Origin of the sequence: Nonomuraea sp. NPDC049695 (assembly GCF_040674955.1) — a bacterium.
Lineage (GTDB): Bacteria > Actinomycetota > Actinomycetes > Streptosporangiales > Streptosporangiaceae > Nonomuraea > Nonomuraea helvata.
In genome coordinates this window covers 126,268-139,260 of sequence record NZ_JBFANV010000014.1, presented here as the reverse complement: position 1 = coordinate 139,260, position 12,993 = coordinate 126,268, and the positions used below count along the sequence as shown (strand labels likewise).

Annotated in this window: 8 protein-coding genes; 6 read left to right on the top strand and 2 right to left on the bottom strand. The window is 72.2% G+C overall.

Translation table 11 applies throughout. From position 1 onward, the window contains the following. Positions 1–80 precede the first annotated feature (80 nt). The 3 genes from AB0J64_RS15615 (at position 81) to AB0J64_RS15605 (ending at position 3,817) form a co-directional block, all read left to right on the top strand. Positions 81–2,057 (top strand): hypothetical protein, encoded by a 1,977-nt coding sequence (locus tag AB0J64_RS15615; protein WP_364026572.1) that lies wholly within the window; start codon positions 81–83, stop codon positions 2,055–2,057. A gap of 237 nt (positions 2,058–2,294) precedes the next feature. Further along, entirely contained in the window at positions 2,295–2,855 is a 561-nt protein-coding gene (locus AB0J64_RS15610; protein ID WP_364026569.1) for an RNA polymerase sigma factor, read from the top strand. Positions 2,856–2,875: 20 nt separating this feature from the next. Continuing rightward, complete coding sequence (locus AB0J64_RS15605; protein ID WP_364026566.1) at positions 2,876–3,817, top strand: hypothetical protein; 942 nt, start codon at positions 2,876–2,878, stop codon at positions 3,815–3,817. Here the strand turns inward: AB0J64_RS15605 and AB0J64_RS15600 are convergent. Together AB0J64_RS15600 and AB0J64_RS15595 are read right to left on the bottom strand one after the other, a co-directional pair. Further along, positions 3,807–6,095, bottom strand: a complete 2,289-nt coding sequence (locus AB0J64_RS15600) for a hypothetical protein (RefSeq protein ID WP_364026563.1) — start codon at positions 6,093–6,095, stop codon at positions 3,807–3,809. The two genes, AB0J64_RS15605 and AB0J64_RS15600, sit on opposite strands and share 11 nt — an antisense overlap. 94 nt (positions 6,096–6,189) lie before the next feature. Next, positions 6,190–6,345, bottom strand: coding sequence for a hypothetical protein (locus tag AB0J64_RS15595; protein ID WP_364026560.1), 156 nt, complete (start codon positions 6,343–6,345; stop codon positions 6,190–6,192). A 181-nt stretch (positions 6,346–6,526) separates the two neighbouring features. Between AB0J64_RS15595 and AB0J64_RS15590 the strand changes: the two genes are divergently transcribed. The 3 genes from AB0J64_RS15590 to AB0J64_RS15580 all read left to right on the top strand — a co-directional run bounded on the left by AB0J64_RS15590 (position 6,527) and on the right by AB0J64_RS15580 (position 12,952). Continuing rightward, positions 6,527–9,400 carry a DUF6493 family protein gene (locus AB0J64_RS15590; RefSeq protein ID WP_364026558.1) on the top strand — a complete coding sequence of 958 codons (2,874 nt, stop codon included), beginning with the start codon at positions 6,527–6,529 and terminating at the stop codon, positions 9,398–9,400. A gap of 66 nt (positions 9,401–9,466) precedes the next feature. After that, positions 9,467–9,703 (top strand): hypothetical protein, encoded by a 237-nt coding sequence (locus tag AB0J64_RS15585; RefSeq protein WP_364026555.1) that lies wholly within the window; start codon positions 9,467–9,469, stop codon positions 9,701–9,703. 135 nt (positions 9,704–9,838) lie between these two features. Beyond that, a complete protein-coding gene (locus AB0J64_RS15580) occupies positions 9,839–12,952 on the top strand; it encodes a BTAD domain-containing putative transcriptional regulator (protein ID WP_364026552.1) in 3,114 nt (1,037 codons plus the stop codon). The last annotated feature ends 41 nt before the right edge of the window (positions 12,953–12,993 follow it).

The following is a 12,993-nucleotide window of genomic DNA, read 5'->3' as shown; positions in this document are numbered from 1 at the left end:
CCTGATGTTAGCGCTCGCGCGACAGCGGATGATGCGGGGAGCAATGCCCGTCCCTTTTCGATCGCACGGAACAGGAAGGCATGTCCATGCACCCTCCGCGCCGGTTACGGCGATGGCTCACGCCTTACTTGCTGGGCCTGATCGCGCTGGTCACAGCGCTCGCCACGGCCGTGTTCACCAGCGGCCCGGCGAACGCCGGGATGCCGGTCGTGACCACGCCGCCGACCAAGCCGACGTTCAAACCCGTCCCGACGCTCCCTCCCATCACCGTCGCCCCCACCCCGCCGCCGACGGCGACCGGGCCGCTCGTCTTCGCGGGGCTCGGTGACAGCTACACGAGCGGTGAAGGCGCGAGCAAGAGCAGCGTCTACAAGGGGAAGTCGGACGGCTCCGAGGACCACCGGCATCAGTCGGGGCTCGCGCCGGTGCATGTGGCGGTGAGCGCCTTGGAAGCCGGCCGCCATCCGGGCAGTACGTACTCGCTCCTGCCGTGGGAGATCCGTTCCACCTGGGCCCAGGACCGGTTCATCTTCAACGCCTCGTCGGGAGCCGAGACCAAACATCTCAAGAACCCGCAGCGGGAAGATGACGACGACCCCAACAGCGCGATCAGGAACCCGCGCCAGCTCGACGGCGTCTCGGACGCCGACATCGTCTACTTCGGCTTCGGCGGTAACGACGCCGGCTTCGGCCCGCTGGTCGCCACCGCGCTGCAGGCCCGGGAGAACATCTTCGCTCAGAACGGTTCGTGGAAGGATCTGCAGGAGTGGGCCGTCAGGCTTGAGCTGAAGCAGCTGGAGCATCGCGTGGGGCAGGTCTCGGCGAACGTCGAGCAGGCCCTGGTGAACACGCACACGGAGGCCGGCAAGGCGGCGATCGTCGTGGCGCTCTACCCGCTGGGCGTCAAGCCGTCGGGCAACACCGACTCGCCGCACATCGCCGCCAAGACCATGGACCTGATGTATCCGTTCGCCGCCAGGGTGAACCAGGCGATCAAGGACGCGGTCGCGCGGTTCCGTGCCAAGAACCCCACCGTCAAGGTCGTCGTGTTCGACCCGAACACGGCGGGGCCGAACGGCGCCAGCGTGGTGGCCGGTCACGAGCTCGGCACGGCGCAGCCGTACTTCAACGGGGCGAAGTTCCGGGGGAAGAGGTACGCGGCGGCGAACGGCGTGTTCAAGTCGCTCCAGGAGAGTTTCCACCCGAACGAGCTGGGCTCCGTGGCCATCGGCCAGGCGCTGGCGACCTTCCTGGCCAGTCAGTTCCCCGAGTGGTTCCCGAACGGGCCCGACTTCTCCGCTCTCACGATCAACGCGCAGGCCTCGGCCGATGATCCGGACGCCGACCAGGAGCTTGAGGAATGGGCACACGAGCATCCTGACCAGATGTGCGACGGCACCGGCATCGACAGCATCTGCCACTTCATCGGGCCGGACGGCCAGATCAAGTTCCCTGTCGACGTGGTGACCGATCCGATCCCGCTGCCACCGATCGACGGGGCCGAGGTGGTCAGCGGCGGCGGAGTCAACGGCAGCCCTCCGTCACCGAGCACCTGGATTCCCGCCTCCTACCCCTACCCATCGGGCGGATCCGGTGGCTACGGCGGTGGGGGCGGCGGCGGTACGGGCGGCTCAGGTGGTAGCGGCGGCACAGGTGGCTCCGGTGGCTCCGGTGGCTCCGGTGGCTCTGGCGGGACCGGCGGCTCCGGCGGCTCCGGTGACGGTGGCGGCTCCGGTGATGGCGGCGGCTCAGGCGACGGCGGCTCTGGCGGGACCGGAGGCACCGGCGGCACTGGTGGCACGGGCGGTGGCGGTGGCGGGGCGACGAACACCCCCACCGGCGATCCCTGTCAGCCCACCGCCGTGGACCCGGGTGTCTCGGGCGGCTGGGCCATGCAGGTCCAGGCCTCCGTCGTGCGCGGCGGCGGCCTGCAACTGCCCATCAACCTCCTCATGGTGCAGTTCTCCCTGAAGACCCAACCGAGCAATCCATGCAAAGAACCCAGCATCGATGACAATGACGACATCACCGATATAACCGACGAGGAGTGGGTGTAAGGACCAAGGTCCGCCGGGCGGGCGCGTACCGCCCGGCGGCTACCTGCCGGCGCCGGAGACGGACGGCTGACCTCCGCACCGCTCACACGACACCGCTCACACGACGGCCCGCCGGGATCCCGGCGGGCCGTCCGCCTGTTCTGCGGCGTCCTGAAGGAAATGCTGGGCGATGCACGCACATAGGCATAGGTGTCCGAGTAAATGAGCCAATGAGGAGATCAGCCATGGGAACCGCCCGTGGATGACGAGCGGCCGGCCAAGTTCGAGGCCGCCTACAACCGGGCCTACGGCCAGATCACGGCCTATGCCGCGCGCCGCTGCGACTCGCCGCAGGACGCCGCCGACGTGGTGGCGGAGACCTTCACCGTCGCCTGGCGCCGGGTGGACGAGCTGCCGGAGGGCGCCGAGGCCACGCTCTGGCTGTACGGCGTGGCGCGCAAGGTCCTGGCCAACCACTTCCGGGGCGACAACCGCCGCCGGGAGCGCACGGCCGAGCTCGACGCAGAGCTGGCCGACCTGTACGGGCACTCCCCGGACACCGAGGTCGAGCTGGACGCGATCGGCCGGGCGTTCAGGAGCCTGCCCGACGACGACCGGGAGCTGCTCTCCCTGGTCGCCTGGGAGGGCCTGGAGCGCGAGGAGATCGCCAAGGCGCTGGGCCTGTCCCGCAACGCCGTACGCATCAGGCTGCACCGTGCCCGCAAGCGCCTGTCCCGCGCGCTCGCCGAGGCGGGCGTGCACGTCACCGCGGAGAGCCGCCTGCTGTCGGCGGACAGGCCGCTGCGAGGAACGTCGTGAGGAACGCTGGGAGGAACGCTGTGAAGGACATCGACGAGATCGAGGCGATCAAGCCGCTGGCCCGGGTCGAGCCCGGTGGCCGGGGAGGTGAGCCTTCCGGCGCGGCGGCGCGGGCGCTGCTGGCCACGATCATCGCCCAGGAGCCGGGCACCGCTCCGCAGGCTCGCCGCCGGTACACGCCCAAGCGGCTGGCGTTCGGGCTGGCGGCCTCGGTCGCGCTCGCCGCGGGCATCGTGGCGGTCCCGATCGTGCTGCAGGACGGCGTGCCCAGCTCGTACGCCGTCACCCTGGAGGACGGGATGGTGACGATCCAGATCCGCGACTTCGACGACGCCGCCGGGCTGCGGCAGCGGCTGCAGGAGTTGAAGGTGCCCGCGATGGTGGACCACGTCCCCACGGGCATGATGTGCCGGGAGCCGCGCGGGAAGTTCGTCGAGAACATCCCCCGCGGTCTGTACAGCGTGCCGGAGAACATCCCCGGCGAGTCGGAGGGCTGGCAGATGCGCATCAACACCAAGCTGTTCGGCCCCGGTCAGACGTTCGTCTGGACCATCAGCGGCAAGGGCGGCACGACCACCACGTACCTGATGGAGGGCCCGGTGGCGCCCTGCGAGCCCGTGGCCGCGCCCACGCCGAAGATCATCGAGCCGGAGTTCCGCCTCGCGACCATCAAGGGCCGCTCGCTGGAGGGGCTGCGGGTGGACGAGAAGACCGTCGGCGAGGTCCTGCCCGAGCTGAGGAGCCGTGGCAAGAAGGTGATCTTCGCCGTCATCAGCGTCCCGCCGGGGAACCCGGGAGGGTTCGGCATAGTCCGCACGCAGAAGGAGCCCGTCGGCGACAACTGGGTCGTCTGGGAGGCGGAGGAGAACGCCAAGGGAGTGATCCAACTGCTCGTGACGGAGAATCGGCTGGACAAAAACCCAGTTTACGCCGGACCGCGGGACGCGATCATCAAGGAATAGACGGTTTGCGATAGGTGATGATCTTGTCGCCTTCTCCCGGGTACGCCATGATCAGCAGCCGCTGGGTGCCGTACTTGTCTCCCTCCCAGGGGAACCAGGCGAAGTGCACGCGGATGCGGTAGTGCCCCTTGCGGCCGTTCAGCGACAGGTCGGGAAGCTCGGTGCCGCCGAGCCCGTCCATGAAGATCATCTGACCTTCCGGGCTCTCGTAGCCGACCTCGACCACGTGGTCCCAGCCCTTGGTCTCCACCGGCGGGCGGCGCCCGTACGTCTCCAGCGTGACGCAGACGTGGAAATCGGAATGCGTGTCCACCATCAGGTGACTGGGGCCCACGGAGACCAGGCCGTTGGCCGGGGCCGCGCCGTACACGCCGTCGTTGGCGGGGTCGCTGCCCTCCGTCTCCTCGTACAGCTCCAATCCCGCCTCGGGCCATTCCGGCTCCTTGAGCCGGATCGCCTTCGCGGGCCGGATCCGGGGCCGGTGGCGTGGGGTGGCGTCGCATTTGCGCTGCTCCTCCGCCTCCCACTCCTCGTACTCACGGTCCTGCTCGTCCTGCGCCGCCTGGACCACGGCGTCGGCGGGCGGGCAGATGGGGGCGAGCACGCCCTCCAGGCCGCGTACGTCCACCTTCTCCACGGCTTTGATGCGCGCGAGTTCGGCCGGGTCGTTGCGGGTGTAGGCACCGCACAGGCGACGTCCGTGGGCGAGCAGCACCTGATCGGGCGTGGTGTCGGCGAACGCGAGCGCGCGGTTCTCGCGTACCGAGCAGATGAAGGCCCGCGTGCCCGTACGTGGCTGGGGTTCGGCCACCTGCGCCCAGGACTCCTGCGGTGAGCAGTCCGCGGCCGTGGTGGCGGGGCCGCGCGAATGGTCGGCGGCGGGCAGGAAGCACAGCGTCACGGACGTGGCCAGCGCCGTCACCAGGACGTGGTGGCGCATGCGGGCGGCGGGCGGGGCGGCGTACAGGAGGAACAGGACGAAGGCGGAAACGGCGAGCGCGGCGCTGTACCACAGCGGCGAGAGGCCAAACAGGACGCGGCCGCTCTCGTCCGTGTCGAACAGCCCCGGCGGGTAGGGCGACAGCCGCGCCTTGACCATGTCGGGGAACAGGTCCAGGTCCCTCTCGGGCCGCGCGGTGAGCGCGGAGGCGACGCCTGCCGCCGCGGCGATGACCAGGGCCGCCATCGTGACCCGCAGCAGCCGCCTGGTCCTGCGGACGACGGCGACCAGGATCAGCACGGCGGGCGCGCCGACCCCGACGAGCAGGTCCACGCCGACCCAGAGCAGCCTCGCCGGCTGGGAGAGGTACGCGCTGAAGAAGTGCTCGACCACGCCTCTGGGGCCGGTCCACACCGGCATCCCGCCGGCGATGTTGAACGCCGCGGGGATCAGCGGGAGCAGCACCGCCACCACGGCGAGCGGCCACGGCCGCCGCGCCGCCCGCGCCGTCGGCACCGGGGACGGCGGTACGGCCTGGGGCGGGCCGCCCAGGTCGTGTGCCGAGCGCGCCGCCCACACCATCCAGAAGACACCCAGCACGCCCACGATGGCGTGCACCACTGTCAAGGGGTCCAGACCGCCCCCGATCGAGGCGTACATAGATGACCTGGGCAGCGACAACGACACCGCCGCCGAGACCGCGCCCGCCACCACCGTGGCCCGGCTCCAGCGCGGATCCCTGACCTGCCCGGCCAGGACCGGCGCCAGCCACACCAGATGGATCGCGTCGACCAGCGGCAGCCGCCACAAGGGCGCCATGAAGTCGTAGCGCCCCAGAGCGACGGCCACGGTGTCGGCCACGGTGATGACGGCATCGCCCATCCCCGCCACCAGCGCGACGATCCGCAGCCACCGGGGCAGGACCCCGGCGAGCACCAGGAAGAACAGCCAGACGACGGCGATGTGCAGCAGGTCGCCGGACACGCCCAGCCACCACTGGTACGGGATCGGCAGCTGGAACAGCAGGGCGGACGCAACGTTGAGATACAGGGCCGCCCGCAGCAGCCTGACGCGCCTTCCCCCGGCGGGGGGCTCGCCCACCGACCGACCGCGCAGCACCTGCCAGTACGCCCAGCCCTGCAGCATCCCGCCCGCGACCAGGACGATCTCCAGCCACCAGGTGAAGGGCATCAGGTCCGGTTCCCAGTAACCGACGACGAGCTGCCGCAGCAGTGCGGGGTCGCCGGTGACCAGCGCGATGACGCCGAACGCGACGGCCACGAGCGCATAGCCGGACGCGAGCAGCGCGGCGATCCTGCCGAAACGATAGCGGCGCACGGGACATCCTCAGCGGAATCCGAAAGGGTGTACGAAGGCGCCCAACCCTAGCGAGCCACCACAAAGACGATCAATATCGGCCGCATAACGTCCGTCAGCCGCGGCTTTCGGGTGCCCAGTTCCGTACGGCGGGGGCGTACCCGGCGGGCTTGTCCCCGACCTTGACGCCCGGACTGACCAGCCGGCCCTGATACTCCGGCGCCGCCGAGGGGCTCCACGCGGTGATGCCGTGTCCCAGGTTCTGTCCCATGGCGAGTCGACGGGGCCGGCTGGCGATCATGTGATCGCAGGGCGCCGCGGACGGGGTTCTGTCGGCGACGATCTCTATTGTCCTGCGTCATGACGACTGCCGTGTCGGCGCCCGGCGCCGCCTGCCTCCTCGCCCCCCATCCACGCGCGCACCGGTGCGACGGCATCGCGGGGGTGGGCGCGTGAACGGATGGGAGCGCGTGGCGGAGGCCGTGGGCGCGGGTGACGCGTCCCGAACGGCCGACGAGGTGTTACGCCTCGACGCGGCCGAGCGCCGTGAGGTGGCACTCCGGCTGCCCCGCCACATCGGCCCGGCCAGGGACGCCGCGCACGCACGCTTCGACGAGCTGAGTGCGGAGGAGGAACGAGCCCGCGAGAGGTTCGTCGCAGCCGCGGTGGCCGGTGGCCTGCCCAGGCAGGAGGCGGTCCACCGTTGGTGGACGACGGAGGTCCACCACAGCCACGTCGACTGGAGGATGCGCGACAACTGGATCGCGCCCTTGCGGGTCGCGGGCGCGGGCGCGCTGGGAGGCGCGGCCGCGGTCACCACCTGGATCTTCCGGCGCGACTTCTCCGGCCGGCGCGACGACCTTCCTCTGGAGCCGCTGCTGCGGGTCATCGCCGCGCGCCCGGCGGAGTGGCAGGCCGACCTCGCCGTACGCGTGGCAGGACGCCTGCGCGGCACCCGGCGGCAGTTGGAAGACGGCACCGTCGCGCTGGCGCTGGAGCTGCTGCGCCGCACCGGAGCCCCGCCTCCCGACCACGAGCCGCTCGTGGTCGCCTGGGCGTCCACCGAGCCCGATCTCCAAGCCGATCCGCTGGCGGAGCACCTGATCCCGCGGCTCTTCGAGGCCGAAGGCGTGGGCCGGGTGCTGCGCGAGGAGCGGGACGACGAAGGGCAGGGGCGGCGGTCCTGGTTGCGCGCGCTGCGCGACCTGGCCGACGCCGGACGGATCGAGCGCGAGGCGCTGGTCGACGGGTGCGTGCGCCGTTTCCTGCGCGGCGGCAGCGCCACCGACCTGCGCTTCTTCGTCCGCCTGCACGACCTCCTCGGCTCCGGGCCCAGCCCGGAGCGCGCGCGTGACTACCTGCGGCTGCTGCCCGCCGCGCCGGGGCCGGTCGCCGAGCTGGCCCTGCGGCAACTGCGCGCCCGCGACGCCGCGCTGGGCGGCGACGAGGTCAACGAGGCGGTGGCGGCGCTGCTGTTCCGCTCCGAGGGCAAACTCGTGCGCGCCGGGCTCACCCTGCTCGACCAGGCCGCCCGTCAGGCCGGGGACGAGCTCGACCAGCTGGCGCCCGCGCTGGCGTCGGCGTTCCTGTGCGAGTCGTACGAGGTCAGGGAGAGGTCGGTCCGCCTGGCCGTCAAGCACGCGGGACGGTTCACCCCGGCCGGGGCCGAGGCGGTGCGGGAGGCTGCCGGCGTCCTGCCTCCGGATCTGGCCGTCCGCCTGGCCGAGGCGTACGGCGCTGCCCCTGCGCCGGCCGACGAGCTGGAGACCGACGGATTCGAGGCCGTTGAGCTGCCGGCGTTCAAGGCGCCCGCCCGCCGGCCGTTTCCCGGCGCGATCGAGGACCTCGCCGGCACCTTCGACCGGCTGCCCCACGAGTTCTCCATCGAACGCTGGCTCGACGGCTTCGTCCGCCACCCGCAGACCAGGAAGCCGCCGCCCCGACCGACGGACCTGTACGCCCTGGGCGAGTGGTCGAGCCTCGCCCACTGGACCGAGGCACTGCTGCGCGAGGCCACCAATCCCGGCCGGGAGCCGTCTCCCTCCGCTCGCAACGCTGTGGCCCGTTCCGGCCGCATGGCTCCAGGAATGCTCCACAATCTCGCGGCGAGCCTGGCCGGCCTGGGCCTGACCCTTCCGAACGCCGAGCGGCTCACCAGCCCGCCGCCGGAAGGGGAGCGCGTCTTCCTCACCGCGGTGCGCAAGCGGGAGCCGAGCCCGCAGGAGACCACACCGCACGAAAGGCTGCCCGACCGGCGGCTGGTCTCACCGCCACACTGGGCCATGCTCCTGCGCTGCGCCGAGATCCACAGCGCGTTGAAGGCGGGAACCCTGCCGCCGTACCTCCTGGCCATCCCGACCCACACCTCCGGCCACGTCGATCCGGCCGCGCTGGTCGCCCGGATCGAGGGCTACGAGCGCGCGGACGTGCGCCCCCTGCCCGCCGACCTGGCGCAGGCGCTGCTGCGGCTGCCGCGCGAGGTGGATCCCGACGTGATCGCCCGCGCCGGTCGGCTGGCCCGCACCTGCGAGGCGGGCGCCGCGCTGGAGCGCTGGCTGAGGCAGCGGCCCGAGCCCGAGACACAGGTGGAATGGCCGCCCGCCGACGCCCCCCTCGGGCACCGCGCCGGATGGTCGGCGCCCTTCCCGCGCCCCCGCGTCCGGCTGGAACCGACGGGGATGCCGCTCGTGGACGCGCTGCTGTCCGACCCGCCCCACTCGGCCTTGAGCGCCCCCGGCGGCGACCTGGCGGCGTGGCGGATGGCGCTGCCCTCCGACCGGGAGGTGGTGGCCATGCAACTCCTCCCGCAGCTGTCCCACAGCTGGTCGAACCCGGGCTATCTGCACACGTACATGACCCCGCTGCGCTACCAGGACGGACCCGTGGGCGAGGGGACGGCGCTGGTCCTCGGCGTGCTGCTGGCCGAGCGCGGCTGGCATGCCGAACGCTGCCGTGACCTGGTGCTGCGCGCGGCCGCCGCCGGTTGCCTGCCCACCGAGGAGTGCGGCCGGCAGCTGGGCCGGTGGCTGCGCGGGACCGGGATGACCATGAGTCAGGTGAGCTCGGCCCTGGACGACGTCGCGCGCAAGGGCGCGCACAGGGAGGTCTGGGAGATCATGCGTGGCCTGCTCCCGGCGTTCCTGCCGGCGCCGGGTGAGCGGGCCCACAGCGGCCACACCCGCGCCCTGGAGTTCGCCGCCGACGCCGCCCGCTGGGCGGGTGCGCACGGCACGATCCCCAAGGTCGCCGCGATCGCCGCGCGCAAGGGGTCGAGCGGGCTCGTCCGCGCCGCCCGCCGCCTGCACGAACACCTGGGCCGGGAGTGAAGGAGAAGAGTTACGGAAGCCGTGGCTGCGACGCTTTCCGCATAATCGAGCGAAGGCAGGTTCTCCATGCGGAACAAGATCTTGAGGGTGGTGGTCCCGGCGACCGCTCTGGCGATCGCTGCGACACTCGGCGCCAGCGCGTCCGCGAGCGCGGAGGTGGTGACGCCCAAGGCCGGCTACATCAAGAGCGTCCACAGGACCCTCAAGGAGTGTGAGACGGCGGGTTACCGGTACTCGGGGGACCACGAATACTGGGACTGCAACTGGGACAGCCCGTTCTGGGCACTCTGGGTCCTGAAGTAACCTGCCGGACCGCGCTCACGTTCACGCCTGGCCGCCGGCAGCCGGCGGAGCGGCGTCTCCATGCAATCCCCTGAGCGACAGGATCATCACTCGGTAGCATCACAGCGGGATCACCGGGGGATGTGAAGGGGCCGCATGGAGTCGGAGGCGCGGTTCGCGCTTCTCGGGCCGGTATCGGTCGAGGGGCCTGACGGGCCGGTCGCGCTCGGCTCACCGAAGCAGCGGACCGTGCTGGCCGCCCTGCTGCTCAATGCGAACCGCGCGGTGCCGGACGACCGGCTCGTCGCCCTGGTCTGGGGTGAGCACCCGCCGCGCACGGCTGTCGCCCGCTTACAGGTTTACATCCACGAGCTGCGGGCTCTGGTCGGCAAGGAGCGCATCAGCCGCGTCGGCGCCGGCTACCGCATCCACGCCGGCGAGGACGAGCTGGACCTGCGTCTGTTCGAGCGGTACAGAACCGCCGCGCGCGCCGACGCCGAGAAGGGGCGCCACGCCGACGCCGTGGCGCGGTTGCGCGCGGTGGCGGAGCTGTGGCGCGGCCCGGCGCTGGCGGGGACCAGCGCCACGCTGATCGAGCAGGAACGCCCCGGCCTCGAGGACAGGCGGGTCTGCGCCCTGGAGGAGCTGTACGACGCGGAGCTGGCGTCCGGGCGGCACGCGGAGATCGTCGGCGAACTTCACACCGTGGTGGCCGAGCACCCGCTGCGCGAGCGGCTGCTGGGGCAGCTCATGCTGGCCCTGCACCGGTGCGAGCGCCGCGCCGAGGCGCTGGCCGTGTACCGGGACGCGAGACGGCGGCTGGTGGACGAACTGGGCATCGAGCCCGGCCCGCACCTGCGCCGGTTACACCAGCGGCTCTTGCAGGACGACGAACCGGACTCCCCAGCGCAGGGCCTGACTCCGCTGCCCGCACCTTTTGTCACGCGGCCGGCAGAGTTACCCAGGAACGTGCCCGGGTTCGTCGCCCGCGACGCGGAGCTGGCCTGGCTGAATGAGTGCCTGGCCGGCGGCGACGGAGTGTGCGTGCTGAGCGGCACGGCCGGCATGGGCAAGACGGCCCTCGCGTTGCACTGGGCGCACCAGGCCAAGGAGCGCTTCCTTGACGGCCAGCTCTACATCGACCTGCGCGGCTACGATCCGGACCACGAGCCGCTGACCACGACAGCGGCGCTGACCCGGCTGCTGATCTCGCTCGGCGTCGATCCTGAACGGGCGCCGGGCGGGTTCGAGACCCAGCTCGGCCTCTACCGCTCGCTGCTGGCGGGGCACTCGTTCCTGCTGGTCCTGGACAACGCTCGCTCAGCGGCCCAGATCGAGCAGCTCCTGCCCCCGAACGGCGTGGCGCTCGTGACCAGCAGGCACCGGCTGGGCGAACTGGTCGCGTACGCGGGCGCCAGGCAGCACTCGCTCGGCCCGCTCTCCGACGAGGACGGCCGGGCGCTGCTGGACGGCGTGCTCGGACCGGCGGGCGGCCGGGCCGAGTCGGATGCGCGCGGCGAGCTGGTACGCGCGTGCGGCGGGCTGCCGCTCGCGCTGCGCATCGCCGCGGCGAACGCCGCCGCCCGGCCCGAGGACGGCACCGCGGCGGTCGCGGCGGAGCTGGCCGCCGGCAACCCGCTGGCGGGACTCACCGTGGACGGCGCCGAGCACAACACCGTCACCATCGCCTTCTCCGCCTCCTACCGCGTGCTCGCCCCGGCCGAGCAGCAGGTCTTCCGCCTGCTCGGGCTCGTGCCCGGCCCCGATGTCACCGTGGCGGCCGCGGCGGCGGTCACCGGCCTCCCCGAGGACGCGGCGCGCGCCTCACTCAGAGCCTTGGCCGCGGCGCACCTGATCGAACACCGCAGCACCGATCGGTACCGCTTCCACGACCTGGTCCGGCTCTACGCGGTGGCGGAAGCCGGGCGCGACCCGGAGCGTGAGCCGGCGTGGCAGCGCCTGTTCAACCACTACCTGGAACTGGGCGCCACCATCGCCGCCCAGTGCGCGCCCGGGGAGTTCCTGATCCCCGGCCCGCAGCCGCGCACGGACGCTCGTGAGCACCCGTCCCCCGAGGCGGCCGACGTCGTCAACCTGATGGCCGCGCTGATGCGCGCGGTCGAACGGGATCCCGGCCCCGGGGTCTGGCGCCTGGCCGACATGGTTCGCGTGATCTGCGCCCGTACCGGCCGCATCGGCGAGTGGATGGAGATCGCGCCGGCCCTGCTGGAGGCCGCCTCCGCCCACGATGTGCCGGCCGTGATCGCCATGCTGCACACCGGTATGGGCGACGGCCTCTTCCGTGCCGGCCGCCGTGAGGAGGCCGTCGTGCACCTGGAACAGGCCGTCCGCATCGCCCGCGAGAGCGGCGAGCGCAAGGGCGAGGCGGCGGCCAGGATGGGACTGGGCTTCGCGCGTGCGTGGACGGGCGACCTCACCGAAGCGATGGCCGACAACGTCCGGGCCGCGCAGCTCTTCGGCGAGCTCGGCTCGGTGCCCGGCCACATCCGGGCGCTCAACGCGCTCGGCAACCAGTACCACCACCTGGGCCGGCTCGACCTGGCCGAGGACTACTGCAGGCAGGCACTCGCGTTGAGCCGGTGCCACAATCTGCCCCACGCCGAGGGAGCCGACCTGCGGCAGCTGGGCGCCGTGCTCCTCGACCAGGGCCGGTACGGCGAAGCGGAGACCTGCCTCCGGCAGTCGGTCGCCCTGATCAACTCGATAGGCGGCCACGGCGCGGCCACGACGCAGGTCTGGATCAGCCGGCTGCACTGGGAGAACGGCCGGTGGGCGCAATCGCGAGACGAGGCGCTGCGGGCGCTCGACGTGTGCCGCGGCCAGGGTGACCGCCTGGTGGAGGCGGCGGCGCTGATCGCCCTGGCCGATGCCGGAATCGGCCTCGGCCTGACGACAGAGGCCTCCGACAGCCTGAACCTGGCCGACGACCTCATCGGCGCAGGCGGCCTGAGCTGGCATCTGGCCTACGCGCTGCTCGCCCGTGCCCGGCTGCTCGATGCCCGGGGCGACCACGAGGGCGCCGTCCGCCACGCGCTGCGGGGCCACGCCGTGGCGAGCGAGAACACGTACCGGCTGCCGGAGCTGGCCGCGCTGACGGAGCTGGCCGGGCTGGAACGGCGACGCGGCGACCGCGCGGCGGCGGCGTACAAGGCCGAGCAGGTCCTGCGGCTGTGCCGGCAGATCGGACATGCACCGTGTGCGGAGAAGCTCGCGCCCCTGCTGGAGGACTCGACGCCGATGGGAGAGTAATGCCTGCTGAGAAGGATCTGGAGTCGATCGGCGACGGCTGG